At 35.1% G+C, this 26,990-nt stretch carries 19 protein-coding genes; 7 read left to right on the forward strand and 12 right to left on the reverse strand.

All coding sequences use genetic code 11. The features are described from left to right. Window positions 1–58: 58 nt before the first annotated feature. Window positions 59–619, reverse strand: coding sequence for a hypothetical protein (locus VFM92_RS08470; protein WP_325121777.1), 561 nt, complete (start codon window positions 617–619; stop codon window positions 59–61). Window positions 620–1,008: 389 nt separating this feature from the next. Between VFM92_RS08470 and VFM92_RS08475 the strand changes: the two genes are divergently transcribed. Further along, window positions 1,009–1,785 (forward strand): TIGR00266 family protein, encoded by a 777-nt coding sequence (locus VFM92_RS08475; protein ID WP_325121778.1) that lies wholly within the window; start codon window positions 1,009–1,011, stop codon window positions 1,783–1,785. A 37-nt stretch (window positions 1,786–1,822) separates the two neighbouring features. Here the strand turns inward: VFM92_RS08475 and VFM92_RS08480 are convergent, their stop codons facing one another. Further along, window positions 1,823–2,470, reverse strand: a complete 648-nt coding sequence (locus VFM92_RS08480) for a DUF4230 domain-containing protein (RefSeq protein WP_325121779.1) — start codon at window positions 2,468–2,470, stop codon at window positions 1,823–1,825. Window positions 2,471–2,516: 46 nt separating this feature from the next. On the opposite strand from VFM92_RS08480, the gene VFM92_RS08485 reads away from it, so the two are divergent. Together VFM92_RS08485 and gldJ are read left to right on the forward strand one after the other, a co-directional pair. After that, window positions 2,517–3,539 (forward strand): SPASM domain-containing protein, encoded by a 1,023-nt coding sequence (locus VFM92_RS08485; protein ID WP_325121780.1) that lies wholly within the window; start codon window positions 2,517–2,519, stop codon window positions 3,537–3,539. A 205-nt stretch (window positions 3,540–3,744) separates the two neighbouring features. Further along, window positions 3,745–4,950, forward strand: coding sequence for a gliding motility lipoprotein GldJ (gene gldJ / locus VFM92_RS08490; RefSeq protein ID WP_325121781.1), 1,206 nt, complete (start codon window positions 3,745–3,747; stop codon window positions 4,948–4,950). Window positions 4,951–5,034: 84 nt separating this feature from the next. Here the strand turns inward: gldJ and VFM92_RS08495 are convergent, their stop codons facing one another. Further along, window positions 5,035–5,199 carry a hypothetical protein gene (locus tag VFM92_RS08495; protein ID WP_325121782.1) on the reverse strand — a complete coding sequence of 55 codons (165 nt, stop codon included), beginning with the start codon at window positions 5,197–5,199 and terminating at the stop codon, window positions 5,035–5,037. Window positions 5,200–5,413: 214 nt separating this feature from the next. Between VFM92_RS08495 and VFM92_RS08500 the strand changes: the two genes are divergently transcribed. Continuing rightward, window positions 5,414–5,863 (forward strand): hypothetical protein, encoded by a 450-nt coding sequence (locus VFM92_RS08500; RefSeq protein WP_325121783.1) that lies wholly within the window; start codon window positions 5,414–5,416, stop codon window positions 5,861–5,863. A gap of 1 nt (window position 5,864) precedes the next feature. On the opposite strand, the gene VFM92_RS08505 is transcribed toward VFM92_RS08500, so the two are convergent. Together VFM92_RS08505 and truA are read right to left on the reverse strand one after the other, a co-directional pair. Further along, the gene (locus VFM92_RS08505) at window positions 5,865–7,640 is read right to left on the reverse strand and encodes an ABC transporter ATP-binding protein (protein WP_325121784.1); all 1,776 of its coding nucleotides are present in this window, start codon (window positions 7,638–7,640) and stop codon (window positions 5,865–5,867) included. 9 nt (window positions 7,641–7,649) lie between these two features. After that, window positions 7,650–8,393: a tRNA pseudouridine(38-40) synthase TruA gene (truA, locus tag VFM92_RS08510; RefSeq protein WP_325121785.1), complete on the reverse strand. Its 744-nt coding sequence runs from the start codon at window positions 8,391–8,393 to the stop codon at window positions 7,650–7,652. Between the two features lie 175 nt (window positions 8,394–8,568). On the opposite strand from truA, the gene VFM92_RS08515 reads away from it, so the two are divergent. Beyond that, entirely contained in the window at window positions 8,569–9,108 is a 540-nt protein-coding gene (locus tag VFM92_RS08515) for a DUF1697 domain-containing protein (RefSeq protein WP_325121786.1), read from the forward strand. A gap of 41 nt (window positions 9,109–9,149) precedes the next feature. Here the strand turns inward: VFM92_RS08515 and VFM92_RS08520 are convergent, their stop codons facing one another. After that, window positions 9,150–11,177, reverse strand: coding sequence for a TonB-dependent receptor (locus VFM92_RS08520; RefSeq protein ID WP_325121787.1), 2,028 nt, complete (start codon window positions 11,175–11,177; stop codon window positions 9,150–9,152). Window positions 11,178–11,239: 62 nt separating this feature from the next. Continuing rightward, window positions 11,240–12,007 (reverse strand): TPM domain-containing protein, encoded by a 768-nt coding sequence (locus VFM92_RS08525; protein ID WP_325121788.1) that lies wholly within the window; start codon window positions 12,005–12,007, stop codon window positions 11,240–11,242. Window positions 12,008–12,252: 245 nt separating this feature from the next. On the opposite strand from VFM92_RS08525, the gene VFM92_RS08530 reads away from it, so the two are divergent. Next, complete coding sequence (locus tag VFM92_RS08530; RefSeq protein ID WP_325121789.1) at window positions 12,253–13,311, forward strand: PA0069 family radical SAM protein; 1,059 nt, start codon at window positions 12,253–12,255, stop codon at window positions 13,309–13,311. Between the two features lie 44 nt (window positions 13,312–13,355). Further along, window positions 13,356–16,127 (forward strand): alpha-amylase family glycosyl hydrolase, encoded by a 2,772-nt coding sequence (locus VFM92_RS08535; RefSeq protein ID WP_325121790.1) that lies wholly within the window; start codon window positions 13,356–13,358, stop codon window positions 16,125–16,127. Between the two features lie 42 nt (window positions 16,128–16,169). Here VFM92_RS08535 and VFM92_RS08540 read toward each other — a convergent pair whose 3' ends face one another. The 5 genes from VFM92_RS08540 to VFM92_RS08560 all read right to left on the reverse strand — a co-directional run bounded on the left by VFM92_RS08540 (window position 16,170) and on the right by VFM92_RS08560 (window position 26,963). Next, the gene (locus tag VFM92_RS08540; protein ID WP_325121791.1) at window positions 16,170–17,501 is read right to left on the reverse strand and encodes a DUF2254 domain-containing protein; all 1,332 of its coding nucleotides are present in this window, start codon (window positions 17,499–17,501) and stop codon (window positions 16,170–16,172) included. Next, window positions 17,498–18,406: a mechanosensitive ion channel family protein gene (locus VFM92_RS08545; protein ID WP_325121792.1), complete on the reverse strand. Its 909-nt coding sequence runs from the start codon at window positions 18,404–18,406 to the stop codon at window positions 17,498–17,500. The genes VFM92_RS08540 and VFM92_RS08545 overlap by 4 nt, the downstream gene beginning before the upstream one ends. Before the next feature lie 101 nt (window positions 18,407–18,507). Further along, entirely contained in the window at window positions 18,508–19,485 is a 978-nt protein-coding gene (locus VFM92_RS08550) for an NAD(P)H-quinone oxidoreductase (protein ID WP_325121793.1), read from the reverse strand. Window positions 19,486–19,707: 222 nt separating this feature from the next. Next, window positions 19,708–22,044, reverse strand: coding sequence for a BamA/TamA family outer membrane protein (locus VFM92_RS08555; RefSeq protein WP_325121794.1), 2,337 nt, complete (start codon window positions 22,042–22,044; stop codon window positions 19,708–19,710). Next, window positions 22,014–26,963: a translocation/assembly module TamB domain-containing protein gene (locus tag VFM92_RS08560; protein WP_325121795.1), complete on the reverse strand. Its 4,950-nt coding sequence runs from the start codon at window positions 26,961–26,963 to the stop codon at window positions 22,014–22,016. Before VFM92_RS08560 ends, VFM92_RS08555 begins: the two co-directional genes overlap by 31 nt. Window positions 26,964–26,990: the final 27 nt, after the last annotated feature.

The following is a 26,990-nucleotide window of genomic DNA, read 5'->3' on the forward strand; positions in this document are numbered from 1 at the left end:
TTTGCAACTAGGCAATTAGAATACTAACAAAAACTCGTGGTCTCTGTTTCTAGATTGTTTATTTTTTTATTTCATCTAAGACACCTTTTGCGCCTTCTACTCCTTGGCTTACTGCTTTTTTTACAGTATCAGCTGTTTCTCCTCCTATACTTTCGGCTGCCTCAAGAGCTGCAATAACGGATATTTTCGTAGCATCAACAGTATCGCCACCTACTTGTTTTACTGCACTGATTGATCCTTTTACTGCTTCTACAGCTATGGCTGCAATATCGCCTCCCATTTCTTTTGCACTGTGGACTGCCTGAGAAACTGTGCCTTTTACAGCATCTTCCTGACTTACGCCAGTTTCCATAGCGCCCTGAACAGCACCATCAATAATTCCTTTCACTAATTTTATACTACTACTTCCAATTTCTCCAAGGCTTTCAAAAGCACCTTGAACGATTGATGCTGGAACTTGTATGCCCTTTACAACTAATTCACCTGCTCCTTTTGCTGTATTAACTACCAGATTCTTAACAGAACCCACTACAGAGCTTCCTAAATCAGCAGATCCATCGATTGCTCCTTTTAATCCACCTTTTACTCCTTTTGCTACTTTTGAAATAATGTTTGACATGTTTGTTAATTTATGATGATAAATAATTAAGAATAATGAGGACATTCTTATAACTATTTCAATAAAATAGCATGCTGAAAAATTGCATTGAGTATAGGAAAAATAAAATGCACTCTGTCTAATAAATCATTAATTTAGCTAAAATAAGGTTAAAAGCCTAATTCAGGCATGTTTAATCACCATAAAGTAGCCTCAATTGCATCTTTCATATATTATTTATGTTTTTCAATTAACCGATATCAAATTAGATTCCCTCTGTAAACTCATTTGCGCTTAAGCTAAATTGACAAATCAGTTTACTTTTAAAACATGTCTAAAAGTCCATTAAGAATTATATGCTAAAAGCAAGATTTTTAGTATATTTCCTCTTCAAATAAAAAAGAAAGATAATGCATCCACAGTCACATGAAGTAGATTATAGAATTATAGGTGATGGCGTTCAATTAGTAGAAATCGAACTAGACCCACAAGAAACTGTGATTGCTGAAGCAGGAGCAATGGTCTATATGGATGATTCCATTTTATTTGAAACTAAGATGGGCGATGGTTCAGATCCTAATGAAGGCTTTTTAGGTAAATTAATGTCTGCTGGTAGTCGGATTTTTACAGGGGAATCTCTTTTTATGACTCATTTCACGCATCGTGGTCATGGAAAAGCCCATGTAGCCTTTGCTGGACCTTATCCTGGAACAGTCATTGCCCTTGATTTAAAAAATCATTACAATAATGAAGTCATTGTACAAAAAGATGGCTTTTTATGTGCCGCTAAGGGAACTAAAGTTTCCATTACATTGAATAGAAAAATCGGTTCTGGTTTGTTAGGTGGTGAAGGTTTTATTTTACAGAAATTACAGGGAAGCGGAAAAGCTTTTGTTCATGCGGGAGGAACTGTTATTGAAAAGCAATTAAATAATCAAACATTAAAAGTAGACACTGGCTGTGTAGTGGCATACGAATCGTCATTAGACTTCGACATTCAATCTAGTGGTGGCATAAAATCCATGCTTTTTGGTGGTGAAGGAATATTCTTAGCAACATTAAGAGGTACTGGAAAAGTTTGGTTGCAATCGATGCCTATCAGGAAATTGATACAAGCCATAGCACCTTACAGCAAAAACTCGAGAAAAGAAGGGGGTTCTTTGTTGGGTGAGTTTTTAGAGAAATAATCAACTAGAAAGAAGAAAGATTGGGTCCAATAACAAGCTAATCCAACTCAAACTGGATAAGTTCGGGCTTTTCAGAGAATTTAAGAACTACTGTTACCCCAGTAATGTTTTCTAAAAAAGGTTTTAAAACGGTTCCACTCATCCTTTTTGCGTCTTCTAAAATTCCTGACTGTAAAGCTGCTTCTTTAATTTTTGCTTCGGCTGTGGCATATACCTCATCCACAAACTTTGATGCCTTTTTATTATCTGAACTGGTCTTTAAATCATAAAATTTACTATTCTCCAAATTCACTTTATAATAGCAAATTTCGGGTTGTGGTAAATTTATAATAATGGTGTCTTGTTTGACTTCTATATCTTCTTTTTTTATTTTTTGTAAATCAATGCAGGCAACCGCTTCTCCTTGGGCTATTAAAACAGCTTTTTGATCCTGACCTCCCGGAATATAAAAATAACCTAAATCCAAGTAGCGTTTGGCTATGTTTTCCATTTCAACCACTTCTTTGTAATTGTATTTTACCAGCTCCAATTTTCCGAGTTTTTCTATTTCCTGCAACACCAATGTGTTTTCAATTTGAGTGCGCTCAGGAGTAGTAAAATTTGCTAATCTTTTAAACCACAGAAACACCAAGACAATACTTAAAATTATCCAAGGAATTAATCGAATGATTGCTTTAAAGTTCATGAGGATTTAGTAAGTTCGTTTTCGCATCAAGCGCCTTAACCAATATATGCATCTTAAAGATAGCCTTAATCTACTTAAAAAGATAACATTTAAAAAAGCATTGAACGCATTTTCACTTTGGCGGAGCTATCATCAGTCTAAAAATGTTGGGGTTTCGAAAATAAAGGGTATGCCTATTTCAATCGCAATTGAACCCACCACTTCTTGCAATTTAAGGTGTCCTGAATGCCCTAGCGGCCTACGCTCTTTTTCCCGACCAGTCGGGATGCTAAAAGCTGAAACATTTGAAAATATGCTTTTACAACTAAAAGAGCATTTAATTTATATGTTATTTTATTTTCAAGGAGAACCCTACATAAATAAAAATTTCCTCGATTTGGTAAAAATAGCTTCTAAACATAAAATCTACACTGCAACATCAACAAATGCTCACTTTTTAGATAATCAAGTTGCCAGAAAAACAGTGGAGAGCGGATTAGATAGATTAATTATATCTATTGATGGTGCAAGTCAGGAAACTTATGAATCGTACAGAATTGGCGGCAAGTTGGAAAAGGTTTTGGAAGGAACACGAAACGTAGTGAAATGGAAAAAAGAGTTGAAATCAAATACTCCGCATATTATTTTTCAATTTCTAGTGGTAAAACCAAATGAACAAGATATACCTCAAATCTATGAATTAGCCCATGAACTTGGTGTTGATGAAGTAAAATTAAAAACTGCACAAATTTATAATTATGAAAAGGGTTCCCCTTTAATCCCCGATAATCCAAAATATAGTCGATACAAAATATTGACTAATGGCATTTACGCCATTAAAAATAAGTTGCTGAACCAATGTTGGAAAATGTGGCATAGTTGTGTAATAACTTGGGATGGCAGAGTGGTGCCGTGTTGTTTTGATAAGGACGCTTCTCATCAGTTAGGAAATCTAAATCAAGAATCTTTTAAGAATATCTGGAATGGAAAAATATACGAAGATTTTAGAAATAAACTTTTAAAATCAAGAAGCGAAATCGATATTTGCACGAATTGTACTGAAGGCACTAAAGTTTGGACAGAAGAGTGAAACAATAAAGCAAATCCCATAGACGTTTTACTGTAACTGATTTAAAATTATTACATATTGGTCGAATTTGTATTAAAATACTTTAAAATTTCATTTTAATAGTTGAATTTAGTGTTTGGTAAAGTTATATTTACCAATTATTTATATATTGCATTGATATATAAGTGATTAAACAGTGTTTATTAAACGAATACAATAACAGGTTATGAAAAAGTTTGTGTTTAGAGTCCAACATGCCATGCTTGCTGTAGCAGTATCTTTACTGTTCGCGTGCGGAAGCAGCAATCCGACAGCCAAAGGTCCGGGTGTATTAAGTACCACTACAGGTTTAGAATATAATAGCGAAGAAGGCTTTCAGGTGGCTGAATTTCGCGGTCAGCCTGATGGTCCAAATTTAGTTTACATAGAGGGTGGAAGAACCGTTTTGGGTTCGTTTGAAGAAGACATCCTTCATACAAGAGACAATATCGAAAGAACAGTTACCGTCTCTTCATTCTACATGGATGAAACTGAAGTTGCTAACATTCACTGGCTAGAATTTTTACATTATGTAAAATTAGATTCTACAAGAGATTACTATGAGTCTGTATTGCCAGACACTACAGTATGGTCTAAAGACTTAGCTTACAACGATCCGTATCGAGAACATTATTTAAGATATCCAGGTTTCCGATACTATCCTGTGGTGGGAGTTAGCTGGGAACAGGCTAATGAATATGCTAAATGGCGTTCAATAATGGTTAACTACAAACTAGCTGAAGAGGCAGGAATTGAAGTTCCAGCAGAATCAGGTGGCCGTATTCCATTAGAAACTGGTGTAGTATTACCAGAATATAGATTACCTACTGAAGCAGAATGGGAATATGCAGCAACTGCAATGATTGGTACTCAATGGGTTGATGAGGTTCAACTTTACAAAAGAATTTATCCCTGGGATGGACATTCTTTGAGAAATCCTTATGGAAAAGAAATGGGTTATTTCCTAGCAAACTTTAAGAGGGGTCGTGGTGATTACGGTGGTATTGCTGGTAAATTAAATGATGGTGCATTTGTAACCGATTACATTTACAACTTCCCTCCTAACGATTATGGTCTTTACAATATGGCTGGAAATGTAAACGAATGGGTTTGGGATTTATATCGTCCTCTCTCATTCCAAGATTTTGAAGATCTAAATCCTGTTCGAAGAGATGGAACATTGGATCCTCAAGATAAATATGTAAATGGAGCAAACGATCCTAATATTATTAATTCTTTAATCAATGACAATATTAGAGTTTATAAAGGTGGATCTTGGGCAGACGTTGCTTATTGGTTATCCCCAGGAACTAGAAGATTTATTGAGCAAGATTCATCCACATCAACTATTGGTTTCCGTTGTGCGATGATTAGAGCAGGTGGAAATAAATAGAAATATTATATTCGTTTAAATAACAAAAGGGCTATCTAAAATTCAAATTAGATAGCCTTTTTTATTGTCTTTTGGCCAAAACAACTAACCCCCACAGCCTAAAAATTTTTTGAGGTCCGTATCTTCTGGAATAATGCCATTTCTTTCCTCCTCCTCTTGGCTATCATCTTTTTTTGAGAATTTTTTATTTTCTTTTAATGGTTTAAATTTTTCCTTAACGAGATCTTTACTTTGTTCTTTTTTTGCCATATTACATTAACGATTTCTAAAATGGATAAGTTTAAGTGGGAGATTAACCATGTACAAAAATCATTTTTTTGTCCTTTTCCTACCTTTTCGTATCTTTTGATTTTTATAGAACACTGGATATAATAAAAGCACTTAAGTTTTATCTATAAATCACTAATTTTAGATAGTAAGTAATCATGGGTGCTTTTACAACTATTATTAATACTGGATTAAAATGCTCAAGAAAAGAATTTTTGTAGGTCTCTCCATTAGTCTATTGCAAGTTTTATTGTTTTATGGAGTTTATCAATTACTTTTTTTGTTTGAGCCCTTTTTCAACGAAGCCACGAAACGTACTGTATTTGAAAACCTATTTTTAAATTGGTTTTTCAATGACTATGTCTTAGTATTTGCATTGCTCATCATATTACAAAATACACTAATAATTATTACTTGGAGAAAAAAATGGACGCTTGGACTGAGGGTTATAACAAGCATTTTGCATGCTTTATTCTGGATTCAGAATATGGATGCTCTTTATCTTGAATCTATTATACTAGGAATTACTGGTGTTATATTAATTTGGCTAGGACCTGCGCTAGAAACATTTTTGATCACTTCATTTGGAATTGAACACCCCTATAGAGAACGAGATTATTTTGAAGATTTAGATAAGAAAAAATAATTTAGTTGGTCATTTCTTTATATTGCATATTATGGAGCTGATGATAAAACCCTTCTTGATCTAAAAGTTCCTGATGCGTTCCTGTTTCCATTATTTCTCCTTTATCAAGAACAATAATTTTATCCGCTTCTTGAATAGTGGAAAGCCTATGTGCTATCACAATACTTGTACGACCTTTCATCATTTTTTCAATTGCATTTTGAATTAGCTGTTCCGTTTCTGTATCTACTGAGGAAGTAGCTTCATCTAAAACAATAATCTTTGGATTATAAACCACTGCTCTAACGAAAGAGATTAATTGTCGCTGACCTACTGAAAGCGTTGCTCCTCTTTCCATCACATTATAATCATATCCACCAGGTAAACGCTCTATAAATTTTCTTGCTCCTACTAGATCTGCTGCATCCTTTACTTGCTGCAAACTTATATTTGGATTACCCAGCGTGATATTATAAAAAATTGTATCTGAAAATAGAAAAACATCTTGCAGAACCACACCTATATTTTGCCGTAAAGCATACAGATCATATTCTTTTATATCTCGCCCATCAAGTGTTATTTCTCCTTTTTGAATATCGTAAAACCGACTTAAAAGATTAATTACTGATGATTTTCCTGCGCCAGTAGCTCCTACCAAAGCTACAGACTGTCCTTCTTCTACAGAAAAAGAAATATCTTTCAATACAACATCTCCTTCGTTATAAGCGAATTCTATATTCTGAAACGAAATATTTCCTTTAATCTGTTCAGGTTTATAATCTCCATTATTGGGTATATTTTCTTTATTATCCAATAAATTTAGGATTCGGGAAGAACTTACAATACCCATTTGCAAAGTATTAAAGCGATCGGCAATCAATCTAATTGGCCTAAAAAACATTTGGATATAAAGGATGAATGCAATTAACATTCCTAAGGTTATACCTGATTCCGCCTCATTTACAACACCCTTTGCACCATACCAAACCAATAAACCTATTCCAGTCGCCTGAATTACTTCCGCAACTGGAAAGTAAATTGAATAATATAAAACCGACCGAATGTTGGATCTTCTATGTTCGTTATTAATGTTTTTGAATGCCTCATATTCTCTTTTCTCAGCTGTAAAAATTTGAACGATAGACATTCCTGTCACATGCTCTTGCACAAATGAGTTTAGATTAGAAACTGCATTTCTTACTTCATTAAAGGCTACTTTTACCTTCTCCTTAAAAACATAAGTGCTTATAAAAAGCAATGGAAGCGTTGCTAAAGAAACCAAAGTAAGTTTCCAACTCATGGCAAACATCATCCCCAGTATAAATAAAATTTGTAGAATATCTCCAATCATGGCAGCTAGTCCCTGACTAAAAACATCGGAAAGGGATTCCACATCAGAGACATTTCTAGTTACTAATCTTCCGATAGGCGTTTTATCAAAAAACTTCAGCCTTAAGTTTAATAAATGTCGATACAATTTTATCCGGATATCACGAATGATATATTGCCCTAGCCAACCTGAAAGATACGTATGACCGTATTGCACTATTGCTTGAAGAACTAATAGACCCACTAAAATGATGGTCATATTTATCAACCCTTGAAAGTCGCCTTCCGCAATTTGATTATCTATTGCTTTTTGAATAACAAAAGGTCTTGCAGGAGCTAAAACCGCTAATGTAACTGTTAGAAAAACTAAGAAATAGAAACGACCTTGATAGGGCTTTACAAATTTGTACAAGCGTTTTAGCACGCTGGTATCAATTATATTTCCGCTTTTAATATCCTCTTTCTTCACTTCCTGCTTTTATAAATAAATATTATCTGGATAACGTACTTCGGTTAAAAATAATCCTTGAGCCGGAACAGATCTGCCAGCCGCATTTCTATCCTTTGATTTTATGATATTTTCAAAATCCTCTATACTAATTTTGTTTTGCCCAACATCCAGCAATGTTCCCACAATGGCTCTTACCATACCACGTAAAAATCGGTTGGCTTTAATGTGGAAAACCATAGAAACATCCTCTTGTTTCCAATAGGCTTCAAATATATCACAATTGAATGTATAAACATCAGTTTTCACTTTACTAAAACATTCAAAGTCTTTATAATTCAAGAGTTTTTCTGCTGCTTCATTCATTTTCACTAATGATAATTCCTGCGTGAAAAAATATGCCTGGTCTATTGCAAAAGGATTTTTCTCGATGGTAATATGATATTGATAAGCTCTACTAAAGGCATCAAATCGAGAATGTGCTTCGCTTTGTACTTTTCTGACTTGCTTTAATGCTATGTCATGAGGCAACATTTTATTGGCTTTATATATTAATTGTTCAGCTTCCACCAGATTCGAAAAATCAACATGAAAAACCTGCGCAGTCGCATGAACTCCACTATCCGTTCTGCCACTTCCAACAATTTCCACAGTATGATTTAAGATGGTAGAGAATACCTCTTCTACTTTCTGCTGAACTCCCATGGCATTGGGCTGTTTTTGCCACCCATGATAGTTAGTTCCTTTATATGCTATGGTGAAAAAATATCTCATGTAAATTGGAAAGCAAATTTAAGGGAATTTATAGGAGAGAAATAGCTTTTTAGAATTCTATATGTACAAGTGCTAAAATTTAATTGATTACTATTCACTTTTGAGAATACACATTCAAAGTAAAAGAACTGAGAAAAAGCATTTCTATTTATCTTGAAATTAAATTTTTAAGTCCATGAACACTAAAATTGCCATTTTGAGAGGGATAAATGTTGGGGGTAAAAGGAAAATTCTCATGGCTGATTTAAAAGAGCTAATGGGAAACTTGGATTACCACAATATTCAAACTTATATTCAAAGTGGGAATGTTATCTTCAATACGGTGGAAAAACTTCCTAATAAAGAAATAGGTGAGAACATTGAGAAAGCTATTTTGAAACAATTCGATTTGGAAGTTCCTGTAATAGTAATGTCATTAGAAGAAATAAAAAATGCTATTGCAAAAAACCCCTTTTATAAAGCTGATGCTGATATAAACAAATTACATCTTACCTTTTTAAACGAAGTGCCTGATCAAGATAAACGAGTGCATATTGAATCTTTGGATTATGCACCTGATCAATTTAAAATCATAGGTCAAAATGCTTTTATTTATTGCGAAGATAGTTACCATAAATCTAAATTGACCAATGATTTCTTTGAAAAGAAACTGAAAGTAAAAGCTACAACAAGAAATTGGAAAACAGTTTTGAAGCTTTGCGAATTAAGTAAATAAGATAATTATTAAGAATCGCTTTAATTCAAATATCAATTAATTTATAATCTCCACTTCGCGCCCAAATAGAAGTTTCTACCTGGTGCTGGCTGATAAAATCTTCCCCCGAAGGCATTTAGATCATTACCCAAACTGTAGGTAGTATTGAAAATATTCTCCATTCCGCCAAAGAAATTAATTTTTAAGGAGCCTGGTACTTCAAAATCAATATTAGCATTTAATAAATGATATGGGTCAGCAAATATTTCATTGTCATCAGTCAAGGGAGTTTCACTTACAAATCGATAGTGAAGATTTAAATTCAGTCTTTTAGTCATTGCTAAGTTTAATGTCTGGTTAAACGTATGCTGCGGAACCCCGGTTATCAGGTTTCCAGAATAATCCTCCCCTTCTTTTTGATAATCATCAAAAATAAATTGGTAGAAATTATAGCTTGTTCGGCTGTTAATTTGATTGACAAATCCCTGCTGATTATTATACCAGTTCGCATTCAATCCCCATTCGGTCCCTATTTGATTGGTGGCACCCGCATTTTGAAAAAGCACTACCCCATCTTCATTGGTATAAGTTGTGATGGTTTCCCTTAAGGCGGAATAAAAAAAGGTAGCATCCAACTGCACTCTTTTTCCATAATATTTATGACCCATTTCATAAGTCCTACCTTTTTCGGCTTGCAGATTTCTATTGATACTGCCTTCATTAGTTCTGATTTCATCTAAGGTTGGGCTGGAAAAACCTTCGCTTAAGGAAGCGAATGTCATATTGCTTTCCGACCATTGATATTTTAAGGCAACCCTGGGAATCAATTCATTATCAAAATCTCTATTGAACTCAAAAGGTTCTGCAAAAGCATTTACTCTTCTGTTCACATCATATTCCAATAAATTACTGCTTAGACCTAGAGTCAATTGCCATTTTTGAAAACCGACTTGAGTTTGCAGGAAGAATAGTTTTCTGTCAATTTTCAAGATATCAGCAAAGCGAATCGTGTCTTTTTGTCCGTCAACATTCCCATAATTATTAGCGGAGTTATTGGCGTATTGCCATTCCAAACCAGCATCCCACTGCCAGTCTACATTTTGCAAATTCATGTCATAAGTCCATTGATGGCGCAAGGCAATTTCTCTGTTTTGGTCTTCTTTATAATCCAAAATAAAAGGGTTTTCAAACTCGGTATAAGTTCCTGCGATATGTGTGCTTTGGCTTAAGTTTTCTCCAAAAAAACTAGTATAGCCCACTCCATAAAAAAGAGTTCTTTGATCAATTGATGAATTTTGGGGTGCACTTCCAGCACGGGCTTGTGTTGGATCTTCCGCAAATTGCTCTGCATTTAATCCCCCAGGGATTTCATAAAACAAATCATTATATAAAACATGGAAATCCAATTGATGATTTTCATTAATTTGATAACGAGAAGAAAGCTGGTAATTCTGTCTGTCCAACTCATTATGATTTCTGTATCCATCGTTTTGCTGATGATCCACCGCATAAAAAGTTGTCCATTTTCCTGATTCAACTTGGCCTTTAATTCCAGCATTCAATTGATTGAAGCTTCCGCCTGATAGTTGAATTTGTAATGGGCTTTCCTGTTGGGAAGGAAAATTGCTGATTTGCATTACGCCACCCAATCCTGCGCCAAACAAACTTCCTGCAGGACCTTTAACCACTTCCAACTCTTGCATTTGCGTATTGCTCAATAAATTTAAGGCTGTTGAGCCATTCGCTTCCGTAAAAGGCAAGCCATTCCAATACACTTTCACATCTCGCACTCCGAAAGGCGAGCGAATCGAACTTCCTCTAATGCTTACTCTATAACTGGCAATGGCCCTTTGTTCTAGATTAACTCCAGGCAATGTGTTCCATGCCATGACAGGATTAAGAGGAGAGAATCTATCTAATTCCTTAGAACTTAAATAGGCAATTGGTGCAGATTGTTTATTGATTTGTTCTCCTTTATTGAAACCGGTAACGGTCACCACATCAAGTATGGAGTCATTTTCAATTTCTTGAGACCAGAGAGGATTTGAAAAAATAAAGAAAATTATAGTGAGAGGTAAAAATAAGCGCATAAATTCTATAAGTTGTGACTCTTAGATTTGTAACTATAAAAATTAAGGAGAGTTGCTCTAATTTACCAACTTCCTCCAGCACCACCACCACCGGTCATACCGCCACCGAAGCCTCCAAAACCACCTCCGCCTGAGTTGAAGTCACCAAAAGAACCACCATGGCTTCTTCCACCACCGCCCATTAGCATCATCATGGTGAGCATTCCCATGCCTCCACCACCCATGTGGTGATTTCTCACTCTTCTAATTCGGGATATAATGGTTATGATGATAAAAAAGAAAAATAGAAATGCGCCTAATCCAATTCCTTTACCTGCATCATTACTTGCTATTTTATCTGCTGTATATTTCCCAGCGGCCAAATCAAAAATTATAGTAGTGGCCTCATCCAAACCTTTGTAATAATTGCCGTTTCTGAAAGCAGGTTTCATATATTCATTGATGATGGTGCTGGCTGCTCCATCAGGAACTACACTTTCCAGACCATAGCCCGTATTAATAAACATTTCTTTGTCTTGCATGGCAACGGTTATCAATAATCCGTTGTCCTTATCGGCCTGACCGATTTTCCATTTATCAAAAACTTCCACACCAAACTGATTTGGTTCATATTGACCGTAAGTGGGCACGATTAAAATCACAACTTGAGTTGAGGTACTGTCATTATAAGCTACTAGCTTTTGTTCTAATTGCTGTTGCTCGCTTGCTGTTAAGGTCTGTGTTAAATCATTTACAAGCTTAGGAGGATTAGGTCTAGAAGGGATTTCATCCTGTGCAAAAAGACTCGTAGCTAAAAACAATGCTATGATGGATAAGTATATAGTTTTCATGTGTATTAGTTTTTTTTCAATGGTCACAACTTGTCCCGTATTCATCGGGATGGAATTCAATAAATTTTATTCATCCTCGGTAAAACATATTGAGGATTCTAAAATTTATGCTCATTTCATGGTATATATTTACTGTATTTCAAAGCTCTAAGTTACGATTCAATCATCGTTTTAGAGAATATTTTACTGAAATTTAAAGATTGTATTTTTAGTACAATCCTAAATTTATTAGTATTTTTGTCTTTGTGAATTCTAATCAAAATATCAAAGGCAGGGGAGCCCAACAACATCTTTCCAATTCATTTTCCAAACAAGAATACACAACGGAATGGGATGAAGGGGTGGATGAATATACTCATTTGGATAAACCTACTACTCAAATATTTTACGAACATCCGAAAAAAATCATTAATAAAGTCAGCAGTCCAGATGTGGGAATGGAATATTCCATAAATCCTTATCAGGGATGTGAGCACGGTTGTGTGTATTGTTATGCCCGAAACTCACACGAATATTGGGGTTGGGATGCAGGTTTGGATTTCGAATCAAAAATCATTGTCAAAAAGAATGCTGCTGAATTACTCGAAAAAGAACTTCTGAATCCTAAATGGAAGGTAAAACCCATTGTGCTTTCTGGCAATACGGATTGCTACCAACCTCTGGAAAGAAAGCTAAGAATTACCAGAAGTTTACTGAAAGTAATGGCAAAATATCGCCATCCTGTAGGAATCATTACCAAAAACACTGGCTTTTTAGAGGATTTGGATGTTCTGGAAGATTTGGCAAAGGACAATTTAGTTCGGGTCATTTTATCAATCACCAGTTTAGATGAAAAGCTAAGGTCCGTTTTGGAGCCAAGAACAGCTTCCTCTATTAAAAAACTAGAAGCCATAAAGATTTTAAGTGAAAAAGGAATTCCAGTTTCCATAATGAATGCGCCTATTATTCCAGGATTAAACCATAGTGAGATTCCTGAAATCATAAAACGAGCAGCTGAAAATGGAGCTACGGATGCTGGCTATACCGTTGTTCGATTGAATGGCAGGATAGCGGAAATTTTCAAAAAATGGCTGGAGAATTATTTTCCTGACAGATGTGAAAAAGTTTGGCATCAAATTCAAAATCTCCATGAAGGGAAGGTAAATGATTCCAATTGGGGACACAGAATGAAAGGGCAAGGAGCTGAAGCAAACATGATTAACCAGCTATTTCATATGGCCAAGAAAAAATATATGAAGGGTGGTGAAAAAATTCATTTGAATACTTCCGCTTTCAGAAGGGGTGGCGCCTATCCATTATTTTAGGCCTATGCATCTTCTATTGAATCAGATTTTAGTAAATTTGAATTATGACATTATTGAAATCTACTTTTTTATTCTTTTTAATCATACTACCCTCGCTTGTATTATCTCAAACTACTAATGTTGAGTTTCAAGTAAACATGAATGAGCAAATCACGCAGGGAATTTTTGACCCTAATTCTGATTTTGTTGATATCGCAGGCTCATTTAATGATTGGGGAGCCTCCGCATTAGTCTTAAGTGATGATGATAGTGATGGAATTTATATTGCAACAGAAACTTTTACTGTTGGTCAGCAAATTGAATTGAAAGCCAGGATTAATGGAAGCTGGGATGGAACCGAGGAATTTCCAAATGGTGGTTCAAACCGTTCTTTCACCATTGCTGAAAATGATGTCATAGAATTTTGGTATAATGACGAAGTTCCTAATGATGTTCTTCAAGTAAACATAAGCACTTCTTCAAATTTTGCAATTCAAGGAGAAGCTATTCAATTCACCGATTTATCCAACGGCAACCCTACTTCATGGGAATGGAGTTTTATTGGCGGGACACCCGCTTCTAGCACAGAACAGAATCCCGTAATCAGCTATGCCAATGAGGGGAGTTTTGATGTTAGCCTGAGTATTCAAAATGCCGATGGGGAAATCGAAACTAAGATTTTTGAAAATTTTATTACCATAGGAAATACCGATACTTATTGGTGGAATGAGGCAGTATTCTATGAAATATTTGTCCGTAGTTTTTATGATTCTGATGGAGATGGAATTGGTGATTTCCAAGGATTAATTGAAAAACTGGATTACCTAAATGATGGAAATCCCGCAACGCATCATGATTTGGGCGTAAATGGTATTTGGTTAATGCCTATCCATCAATCGCCCAGTTATCATGGTTATGATGTGACGGATTACAGAGAAATCGAAAGCGATTATGGCACCAATGAAGATTTTAAGGAATTCATAGCTGCAGCTCATGAGCGCGGCATAAAAGTAATTATCGATTATGTAATGAATCATAGTTCCAGCGAACACCAATGGTTTCGAGATTCTAAAAACCCAACTCATGAAAAAAGAGATTGGTACCTTTGGTCAGATAATAATCCAGGTGGAAGTGGTCCTTGGGGTCAAAATGTTTGGCACCAAAGCAATGGTGATTATTATTACGGACTCTTTTGGGGCGGAATGCCAGATATAAATTATGAAACTCCAGGCGTGAAAGAGGAGATGTTCGATATTTCTACTTTCTGGTTAGAGGAAATGAATGTTGATGGGTTCAGATTGGATGCGGTAAAATATATTTATGAAACGGAAGAAGGCTTAGAAGATGTTCCTGAAACTTTCCAGTTTTGGAAAGATTTCCGCGCTCACTATAAATCCATAAATCCCAATTCGTTTTCCGTTGGGGAAGCATGGTCTTCCACCGATAAAGCAAGAGAATATGTGGGAAATGATGGCTTGGATTATGTTTTTGAATTTGACCTTGCGGGAAATATTATTGCAGCCGTCAATAATGGAAATGCTGACGGCTTAGTTGCAAAATCACAGGAAGTGATGGGTAGCTATCCATATTTGCAGTTTGGCACCTTCTTGACCAATCATGATATGGATAGAGTGATGAATGTTCTGAACAGTGACCAAGCCAAAGCCAAGCAAGCGGCAGAATTGCTCTTGACTTTACCAGGAATTCCTTATCTCTATTATGGAGAAGAAATCGGGATGTTAGGTCAAAAGCCTGATGAAGATATAAGATTACCGATGCAATGGAGCGATGCTTCAAATGCCGGATTCACCACTGGTAGTCCTTGGCGTGCACCAAAACCAGATTATCAAGAAAAGAATATAGCTGACCAACAAACAGAACCTCAATCTCTTTGGACAGCCTATCAAGAAGTAATTTCAACGAGAAATACACAAAAAGCATTAAGAACAGGGAATTACCGCACTATTCCTTCCTCTGATAATTCAATATTTAGCTTTATCAGACAAGAAAATGAAGCGCAAATTATTGTAGCTGCCAATTTAACAAATGCTGTAAAAAACAACGTCTCATTAAATTTATCAAGCTCTAATTTAATTCCCGGAAATTATCAATTGGTAGATTTACTCAGCGGAAATCAAGTGAGTTTGACTATCCGTTCTGCTGGAGGCTTTAATTTGGAAATTCCAGAAATGGAAACTCATGCAACCCATATTTATAAGCTGATGACAGCTGAACAAACCACCACATCGGTTGAATTAATGGTGGATATGAATGAATTAATCGAGCAAGAAGGCTTCAATACAGATTCAGAATCCGTTATCTTAATTTCAAGCGAAAATGCGATGGGTACGGAAGAACAAACATTAAATGATGAAGATGGTGATGGAATATACACGCTTGCTTTAGCAGATATCACTATTGGTTTAGCCATTGAATTCAAATTTGGAATTAATGATGTGGAAAATGGAAGAGAAGAATTTCCAAACAGTGATAAAATTCGTACTTACCGAGTTAAAGAAGGCGAGAATCAAGTTTTGAATAATTATAATCAATTAGCTTCAAAAGTCACGGCTCTAGATGAAAAGTTCGACCATAAATCTTCAATAAAAGTATATCCGAATCCTGCACAGAATTACATTAATATAGGGATGGATAATTCTGACTTCTCAGGAGCACTCTATAAAATTATTGATTTAAAAGGCTTAGTTAAATCAAGTGGAAAACTTGATTCTGACTCCAATCAAATTCTCATTAGTGACTTAGCTTCTGGACTATACTTTATTCAATTTACTTCGGGCAATGAGATTACAACTGAACGATTTATAATAAAAAAATAATTTTTATTATAATTAATATTAGGCCAAATTAAATTTATGCTGTTATAGCAACTGAAATTCTTGGTTATTTGTAAGTTTTAAATTGATCCGATTAATGATTTTGTTGAGTTGCTCTCGATCCAAATTATCATCAAATTGTTCTTCACAACACTTTATGCTACTCCTTAAAAAATTGTAGATTTCTTTAAAATATAATTTCTTTTCATAATCAACTTCTAGCATTTTCTCCAAGCTTGCTAATATTTGTAACATTACTAGAACATCTCCTTTTCCATAATTTCTTATTGGAGTAAAATTTTGAAAAAGTATATCTTCAAAAGTTATAGGCTTTAAGTAAACAGAAATATTATCATCCTTATCTTTTATGTAAACTTGTTGCTCTATGAGTATAAGTTGAATAAATAATTCAGATAATAAATCAATAGCTCTAATGGCTATACCTGGATCATTTATACCTGTGCTTAATGCTTTCACGGCTATTTCAGATATTTGACCAAAGCCAAAAGAAAAATGATCGCTAATATGCTCTTCCGTGTAGAGCGTAAAACAAGCCAGCAGTTCTTTATTTTGTTTCTTATCTAATTCTTTGTCTGTAAGGGCATAAGGATAATGTTCCACTAAATAGGTTCCTGTTTTAATTTGCATCTTCACTCTTACTTCATTTTTTTGACAAAAAGCTGCTAAACTTTTATATGAGATTCTTTTAAGAAAGCCTGATTTGTTTGCTTTTTGTTTAAACCAACCTTCAAAATTAGGCTTTGGATCAAATTGCGATTTTCTCTTTTTATCATCTTTTATGTCAAATTCTTTAATCGTGTTATAAGTACTTTTTTTAAGCTCATTCAATATATTATCCACCTGAATTTTTTCAGAGATAGAGTGTATAAAATAGACGAAAAGACCTAAGCAACTAATTGACAATATCATGCTGATTAAAATCCCTAAGGAAGGAACTTGAAATTCTCTATCAGGTGCATCAATATTAACAATCAGTAGTAAGCTAAAGATAATAGTACCTAAGTAGACCCCTAAAACTATTTGATGGAAGCGATTGGAAATCAAGCCAGGCAGCACTCTTGGAGATAATGTAGCCGTTGCTCTATTGAGCACTACCATCACCATGGAAAAGCTAAATACCATTAATGAGATTATACTACCGACAATGGTCCCAAGAATTAGCCTGGCATTTTCTGAGTTGTTTACTAAATAGATTGATAGTTTCTCTTTTAAGCCAATAAGATATTCGGAATATTCGACTTGGATGATAATCAAGGATATAATCAGAAATAAAATGGATAGGAGCGTTGGGTAAAATGCTATGCTATTAATTATTCTTAGATATAGCTTTTGAAAATCTGCTATCCACTCTTTCATAACTTTCTATTATTAAAATCCATCATTGAATCAAAGTTTTTGATACTAATCGGAATCGGATTGTTTTCTTGGTAAATTTTAAGTTCGAATATATCTGCAGGCATACCGAATCCTTTAGCTATAAGAGCTTCCACAACTGCTTGCATCACCTTACTTTTCAGTTCATATATTGATCCAAGAAAATCATGGGTATTAATCCAAAAAAATATTTTGAGATTGATGGTACTGGAAGCAAACTTTTCAATGGTTACGAAAGGATTTAAACTTTCTCCTGAAGTGATATTTTCTTGTGCATTTAGGGTAGTAAGTATTAGTTTAGTTGCCTCATTAATATTTATATTATAATCCATACCAATTACAAATTCGTGGCGCATCAATCCATCTTTAGTATAATTAGTCAATGGATTTTTGATTAATAAAGCATTAGGTACGTAAATATCGCGGCCATCAAAAGTGCGAATATGCGTATTCCGTAGCGTCATTTCCTTCACTCTGCCAACTAAAGTGTTTATTTCGATAATATCACCACTGCTAAAAGGCCTGCTAAATGCCAAAAAGAAACCGGCAAGAAAATTTTCACCCAGATCTTTAAAAGCAAATCCTAAGATTAAGGCAGAAACCCCTGCACCAGCAAGTAGGCCGCCGGCAGCACTTCCCAAGCCCACTTGTTTTAGGAAAACTACTATTCCTATAATAGAAAATATGAGTAATACAGCCCTGCCTATAAACACCAGAAGTATTCTGTCCTGCACTTTTTTCTTAAGCCGATTTTCAATTAACTTCCTTATAAAAACCCCAATAAAGATGAAGAACAACAATAAGACAAAGCCTAAAGTGATTTCAGGGGTCCTCTCAAGGATGTTTTCCCAATAAGACTGAAAAGTGGAGATGAATCTTTCTTTCATATATTAGAAGTAACGAGGGTTAAAGTTAAAACCTACATAAAGCTTTAAAAAATGTAAATCCAAACCATCTAAGCTTAGAATGTTAATTCCTTAAAAGATATTTATTCAATGGTTAAAATAATTTTCCCTATATGCTCGCTGCTTTCCATTAGCATATGAGCTTTGGAAGCTTCTACCAATGGAAAGGTTTTATAAATAATAGGCTTAATCTCTCCTGTTTCAATTTTTGGCCAGATGTGCCTTTTGAGGTTTTCAGCGATAGCTCCTTTAAATTCAGGAGAGCGGGCTCTCAAAGTAGACCCTGTAATGGTCAGTCTTTTCACCATCACTCTTTTCATATTGATGGTAGATTCTGGATCCTTCATAGCATTTATGATTACCAATCTGCCATCAGGATTCAATATGTTGATGTTTTTGGCGGTGTAATCTCCTCCAACCATATCCAAAATGACATCTACTCCTTCATTCCTTTCTTTCAGATATTCTTCAAAATCCTGAGTTTTATAATTGATTGCCAAATCAGCGCCTAACTTTTTAGTAAAATCGCATTTTTCCTGTGTTCCTGCCGTTATAAAAACTTTCCCCCCCATGCTTTTCACCATTTGAATTGCTGTTACGCCAATCCCTGAAGATCCTCCATGCACCAAAAAATTTTCTCCTTTTCGAAATTGTCCTCGGTCAAATACATTAGACCAAACAGTAAAAAATGTTTCAGGAAGAGAGGCTCCTTCTACAAAACTCAATCCTTGGGGAATTGGCAAACATTGTGTTGCAGGGGCAACTGCTTCAGAAGCATAACCTCCTCCTGCCACCAGGGCACAAACCCTATCTCCAATTTTCCATTGCTTTACATTTGTTCCAATCTCTTTTATAATACCTGCCACTTCCAATCCTGGAATATCATCAGGTGCTCCTTCTGGAGCAGGATAGCCGCCCATTCTTTGGAACACATCAGGCCTATTAACACCTGCCGCTTTCACTTCTATTAAAACTTCATTTGCATTTGGCTTAGGACTTTCCCTTTCTTCTAATTCAAGCACTTCTGGCCCTCCTGGATTTTTGATGATTATTGCTTTCATAGCTGAATAGTGTGTGGTTAGTATGGAATAGTAAGATTTTATTAACGAGTATTAAGCTATAAGTTTTAGGTATTAAGCTAAAGTATAAGATAAGAAGTACAAATTACTAGGAAAATATCCGCTTATATTTAAAGATATATTAAGCTTATTTCGAACAGCTTCTAGTCTGGTCTAAAATACCGACTTTAACCTCTCGACTCAAAAACCTGCAAACTTGTCCACCTAAAAAGGATACCCTATCCCGAAATTCCAGTTGATGTTTTCTTGTCTCCAGTTTTTGCTCCCTAATTCGAAACTGTCTTGCCATTCGAAACCGTCTTCACCGGGCTTGCGTACTTTTGCTGCTACATCCAAACGGACTACAAAAAAATCAATATCGACTCTTAAACCAACACCTGTTCCAATTGCCATTTCATTAATCCAATTAGAAGTGAATTTACCGTTTCTACTATCAGAATTTCTAAGCCATACATTTCCTGCATCCGTGAAAACAGCCCCTTTCAAAAAGGAAATTAGAGGAAAACGATATTCTAAGTTGGCTTCTAATTTTATATCGCCTGCTTGATCAAAAAAGCTTGTCCCATCAGGTTGCCCTTCCGGTTGATAACTACCAGGCCCTAAGCTCCTAATACGGAAAGCTCTAACTGAGTTGGGGCCACCAGAAAAATATTGCTTGGAATATGGAAGACTTACAGAATTGCCATAAGGCAAACCAATTCCCATAAAAATACGACTGACCAATCGGCTTTCTTTTCCAATATCTTGATAATTCCGAAGGTCAAAATCAAATCGTGAAAATTGGGCATAACTTTGTCCCCAGAATTTCTTGTTTTCGCCTGTCACCCCTCCTATATTTTGAGCCAAAGCCAAAGCATTTCCTGCAAAATCAGCATTAAAAGAAAAGAAAAAACGATTTCTTTTTATATTTCTCACTAGTTGACTCCATTGAAAACTATAAGACAAGCCAGGAATAAATTGCTGCTCAAAACTTCGGGCTAGAAAAGGATTTCCTGCCAACAGAATTTCGAATGCTTCACTTTTATTTCTGATATTGATATAGTTGATGGATATAGGATTTAAGTTGTGAGATACAAAAATATTGGGATTCCATTCGAAACCATAAACCGCCAAAAAGGAGTTAAGGTTAAACCACTGAGATCGGCTTAGCAAATCATAAGATAATTTGAATTTTGTCTTAGGAATGGAATAACGGAATTTCTCTTCTATAGAAAATGGCGTAACCATTCTAGGAACAATCAGCTCTGCCGCTACTCCAGTCTCAATACTGTTTAAACCAGTAGAAATATTACCGCTATTGAGTTGGGCTTCATAGCCAATTTTAGTTGATATACTTAAAGCCTCTCCCCCTTTAAATAAGTTTCTATTTAAATATTCAAAACTTAAGGCAGGCCCAACAAAATTATTAGATTTACTGACCATTTGCAGTTCAGATCGAAAGGAGCGTTTGCTTAAAGGAGATAAATAAATATTAGCTGTTAATTGCCCCCTACCATTTTCAAGCGTACTATCCTCAACATATCGAATGTTCACAAAGCGATATGTTTTCAGCGAATTTAGCCTTTTGTTGGTGTAGCTTTCATTTTCAGGATTGAAGAATTCACCTTCCTGCATAAATAAATAAGGATAAAGTCGGTCGGGACGGAAAAATTTTTCGGATTGAATAAATTCCACTTCATTTAAAACAGTGGTATCCAAAGCTTCACCTCCCTCAGAAGTACCCAGCGAATATTTTGGAAACACATGAATTTCTTTGATTACAAAAGGTACCAAAGCAAGTTCAGAGGCATTATCTTTTATTGAAATCTGCAATATGGCCTGATTATCCTCTTCAGTGCTTAGGGTGTCTGCTATAAAAATCAGGTTATTGGAAGTGAAATAATAATATCCTTGTTTTTTTAAGTATTCAGCTATTTTTGTTCTTGTTGAAGTTAATTTTTCAAGGGAAAATGGTTCTCCTTTTTTTATCGGGTTTTCAGTATCCAAATAATCCAGAATTAGGCTATCAACTTTAAATTCACCTACTTTTTCGTAATGAGTAGAATCTATGTGTAGGCGATTACCTGGATCAATTTCAAATTTAATAAATCCCGTATTCTTATTTTCTACCACTTCATGCTTTATATAACTATTGAAATAACCTAAATTTTCCATTCGGTTTTTCATCAATTTTTTAACATTATTCGTATTTACTTTTCCTAGTAAAACAGGTGGCTCTCCAATTTTTTTATTTACCCATTTTGCATAAAAACCTGCCTCGCCACTTTCCACCTTTTGATACGCCCACAGACCTATACGCATCCCGGCTAATTTTTCATTTGGCTTGGGTTTATTTACCTCTTCCAAATCACGAATTAATTCATTTTTGTACTTAATTTTTTCTGCATCCTTAATTTCGAGCTTTCCTCCCAGATACAATCTTTCGCCTTCCGGCAAGTATTTTGTGGTTTTGCAGGAAGAAAAAGCTCCACCCAAAATGCTAATCAAAATGATATGTAGTAAAATCTTTTTCACTCTTTGTCCTCCTCTGTGTTTTGCCACAGCTCATTGAATTTTTCAAATTCTTTGCTGAACTGAATTGAAATTCCTGTAACGACTACCTGTCCATCAATTAAGCCTTCATATTCATTCTTTCGATAGGCTCTCAGTTTAAAGCGACCATCTTCCGTTAATAAATATTCAACCATAATATTTCCAATAATATCGGTTGCTTGTTGTTGTTGGCTCTGCTGACCTTCCAAGTCAACTTGACTACCTACCTCTACTCTAAAACGATCATTAAATAGATTTTTGCTTAAGCTCACATCTAATTGAGTTCGATCTTGGGCTGTGCCACTTTGGTAATCTTCATAAGAATTTAAGTCTAGATTTAAATTAACACCCTTCACATATTGATTACTCAATTTATTAAGTTGATTGCTTAAAATCTGACTTGCACTATTTCTAGCAATAGCCTCTGAGGTTGGTCCTCCACTGCTATTACCGCTTGGAAAAAATTGATTTAAAACCAAAAGAGAAAACACTTGTTTGTTAAGCCGGCTCTCATCTGAATTGATTGATTGTATTTGCTGATAGATATTGCCTCCTAGGGCACCTCGGCTATTTTCAGGCATTTCCAAACCAAAGGAAATCTCAGGTTGACTCAAATTACCATCTACAAAAAGCTGGACTAAAAACGGCAATTTCTGACGATATTGAGTTTGAACTTGTGAGGAAGCAGATGAAATTTGGTCCTCCATTAAAGTATTAACCGGGGTTTCCGTTCGATAGAAAGCAGTAATATCCAACGCGGCCTCATAAGGATCTCCTGACCAACTAATTCTACTACCTGATTCGATTTCAAATCTCCTTTTTACCAAATCATATAAACTTAATTGATAATATCCATTATTTACTTCTACGTTTCCAGTAAGGCTGATGGCTCCGTTTTTTCTCATCGTAAAATTCAAATCCGTATCACCTGACACAGTTAAATAATCACCTCTTTTCTCATCTACTATCACTTTAAATTTTGCGTTTTTATCGGTGTTGATAATTGCATTTAAATCAATTCCATCAATATCTGCAGTCCTCGATAACTCCGACTCGGATGAAGGAATAGTATCAGAAGCTTCATAGGGCTGTTTGAATCTTACGATTCCTTCTTGTTCCACTACATCTACTTGTGTTTCAGGAATCACATAAGTCAAATCAGTTTTTTCATTTAAACCAACTCTAGCTTGCACTTTAGGCTGATCAAGGCTTCCTTTCCACTGGATATTGGCATTGAAGAAGGCTTTACCAAAAAATAAATCACTGTCGTCTTTAGTTGTATTTAACAATTGAAAATTATTCGCTGTCAGACTTAAATCGAATCTTGGATTGAGTAAATCTTGGGTAGTGATTTTTCCATTGAGCTGCATTTTGTTTTTTTGCTCATCTAAAAGAGTGAAATTATTAAGCTTTATTTCCTCACTCTTTAAATTAATTACTTCGTCTGGCAGTTTATAAGTCATGTTAAGATATGGAAAAAAGAGTGAAGCATCTTGAAAATTAAGTCTACCCTCGTAAATAAAATCCTCCGTATTTCCACTGAAATCAAAGTGACCGGCCAAATTACCGCTTGCTTCTTTAATTAAACCATCTGAAAAGCTTGTTAAAAACGAAAGTGAAACACTGTCCATATCTAATTCAAAATCAAATTCGGGGATTTCAGGATTATTATCAAACCATCCTTTACTTCTTATACTTACCTCACCTTTTGAAGAAATATTAAATGCATAGCGGTTTTCAGATTCCTGCTCTGCATTTAGGCTTAAATTACCCACATCTTCATTAAAGACATTTAAGCTGTCAATTTTTAGCGAAGCTGAAAAAGCCATTAGGTTTTCTAGATTTTCCAATTTAATTCCACCTTTTATAATTCCTTCTGCAGGACTTTCCTCTGCATTGATGATGGCAAAAAAGTTTTCAAGTCTAAAATTTTCGAAATTTAATTGAAGGGAATTGATATTATCTTGCATTGCGGTTTTCACTTCAAATAACTGCTTGTTTCGCTCAAAAATCATGTTTTGAACTTGTAGAGTAGCCGTATCAAAATAAATCCTGTTTTCAGGATGCATATTCCACGATTTTCCATTAAGGATTAGGTTTTTAGGTTCCAAAGACCAAAATAGTGAGTCCTGTTTCCGTTCCGCAATGGCATCTACATGGAAAAGACTGTCTGCATCCGCATCTTCTACGAAGAAATTAAAGAGCGATCTTTTAGGGGTAATATCAGCTCTCAATATGGTTGGATAAATGCTGACATCTCCAGAGGTAATCCGCTGAAAATTAGTGTTGACATGGAATTCTTCCTCTGAATTATTAATATTCAGATTTAAGCTGTCTAAGTTGATGTCTTGATAATGAAATTCTGGAATTTTAAGTTGAAAATCAACTATTTCCTCTGCGCTATTGTATTTTCCTTCAGCACTAATAGGTTTAAAACTGATATCCAGAGGAAGAAAATCCATTAAGTTTTGGCTTTCTTTTGCCGATAATGAAAAGGAAAGCTGCATTGGTCTTTCGGTAGTATCTACTTCAAAAATTTTAGCCTTTTGAAGCTTTGAAGCCTCCAAATCTGCCAAAGCGAGTTTATCAAACCCATGATTCATATTTAGTTTGAAGATAATATTTTCCCAATCCAATTGGACATTCGCACTATCTTCGGAATTGTAAGCTTCTAAGGCTAATGGACTAAATGAAATACTTTCTACAGGACTGGTCAGATTAGTTTCTGATAGGTAGACCTTAAAATATTGATTTAAACTATCTAATTCAACATTTATCTTAGCTTTTGTAGATGCCCAAACTGCGCTGTCTGAAATATTGAGTGCCAATAAATCAAGTTTATTGATATCAGCATTAAGATCCATGTTTTGCTGAATGGAATCAATAGTTCCTGTGGCTGACAAATTAAACTCGGCTATGGAATCCGAATAATTACTGCTAAAGTCCAACTGACTTTTCACCAAAGAGGCATACATGTTAATAGTATCTAATGGATTCGCCATATAACTGAAATTCCTTAAACTGATTTCAGCTTGCGTGTTCATTTCTTCGGGCTGTAATCCTTTTCCATTGATGGCGATGTCAACGTCTGCAGTATTGAAACTTAAGCTGTCTTGTAGCCATTTTGCTATTTGTAAATCTGACAATTTGATATCTGCCTGATAGCTTTCGGGTTCATTAGAATTAAAGTTTCCATCGATTTTGATTTGGCTAATATCATCAAGAACGGCTGACAAGTCTGCTTTAATCTTTCCTTTATTATAGCTTCCAGTTCCGCTTAAATTAATTTTTTGAGGGTAATATTCAGGATAACCATTTGGCATGAAATATTGGAAATCAGACACATTGCTTTTCAATTCCAAGGCTTCTATTGAAGCGGTTAAATTTTCAAAATCCTGCCAGTTTTTGAGTTTCGCTTTTAGCGCTAAGGAAGTTTTCTTTCCATACAAAAGACGGAATTGTTGAAAATTAATATCCCTTTCATTTCCATTAATTTTACCGTAAAACTTGGCAGGGTATTTTGATAGTGCCACTATGATCGTATCTTCTTTTAATTCAGGAGAAAAGTAGAAAGCATCTTTTATATTTAAAGTAGTAGGCAATTTCAATACCAGATTGAATTGCGTTTGGTAGAAGCTTCCAGCCATTAGGGAATCGATAGAGGCAAATTTAATACTCGCATTAGAATTCAAGATGGAGTTAGCGGTTTCTACTTTTAAATTTTCTAAAGAAGCTGAATTAGCTTTGAAGTTTATCCCCCCACTTAGTTCCTGCAATTGGAAATTTTTGCTGTCTTGAGCTGTGAAATATAAGTTTTTAATAGTTAAATCTTCTGCAAGATATTGGGCATTTTCTAAATTGAGTTTGATATCCTGAAACTGCATATTGTCAGGATTGAATCCTGCTGTTTGCTTAATTTTTCCTGCGGATTTTATATCCAAATTGGCCAACTCAAAATTAACTGTGTTTAGTTTTATGCTATAATCTGGAAACTCAAATGGACTTGGTTTACTTTCACTTTCCTGTTGAGCAGAATCGGAAGCAACTGGTAGCGTCATTCTAAAATGACTTATTTTATTTTCAAAATTATCCAGTACTATGTCATTTTTAGCTAAATCAACATTCGCATTTCGGATATTTAATAAATCAATGAGGGTTGATAATTGCAGACTGTCAAAAAGCGTTTCATATTTTAAATCAATGGCATTCAAGCTCAGCTTTTGAATCTGAATTTTTGGCAAAGTGCTTTCAGTGGAGTCTTCTTCTGAAGGTGGAAAAGCTAATCCTTGAGAATAGTTTGCTTTCACATTTTGAAGGATAAATTCTTCAATATTAAAATGCATACTATCCAAATCGAAGGTATCAAAAGAAAGATCAAGTTCTTGCAGCTTCAAATTGGTATTCATTTCCACACCAATATCTCGAAAACTCAAATCAATATCTTCTAAAAGAATATGACGAACATTAATGGTAGTAGAGGAAGTGGTATCTGCTTTTTCTGGTTCTTCTTGGGTGCTAGTTGAGTCTGCATTTGCAAAAGCATCGATTAAAAACTGATAGTTAAAACTGCTGTCTGCGGAATTATTATGAACTTTTCCTGTGATACCTTTTAGCTCCAGGTTTTTTACATCCACATTCCCATCCAAAAGTGGTTTCCAAGCCACATCTGCTAAAATAGAAGATGCATATAATAAAGTGTCTTCATTTGTGTCTTCAGCATAGACTCCTTCGATTTGGGCTTCCCCTAGGAAAGTGATGTAAAGACGCTCGATTTCAAATTTGGTCTGCGTTTTGTCACTTACAAAGTTGGTGGCGTAATTGGTAATTTTCTGCTGAACTACAGGCAATCGGAGAGAAAGTATAGCTACAACTAAGAGCAATATAATGCTCCCCAAAATGATTAATATGATTTTGCCTGTTTTCTTCAAATTTATTTCTAATGCACAATTTTAAGG

The organism is Marivirga sp. (assembly GCF_035704835.1).
Lineage (GTDB): Bacteria > Bacteroidota > Bacteroidia > Cytophagales > Cyclobacteriaceae > Marivirga.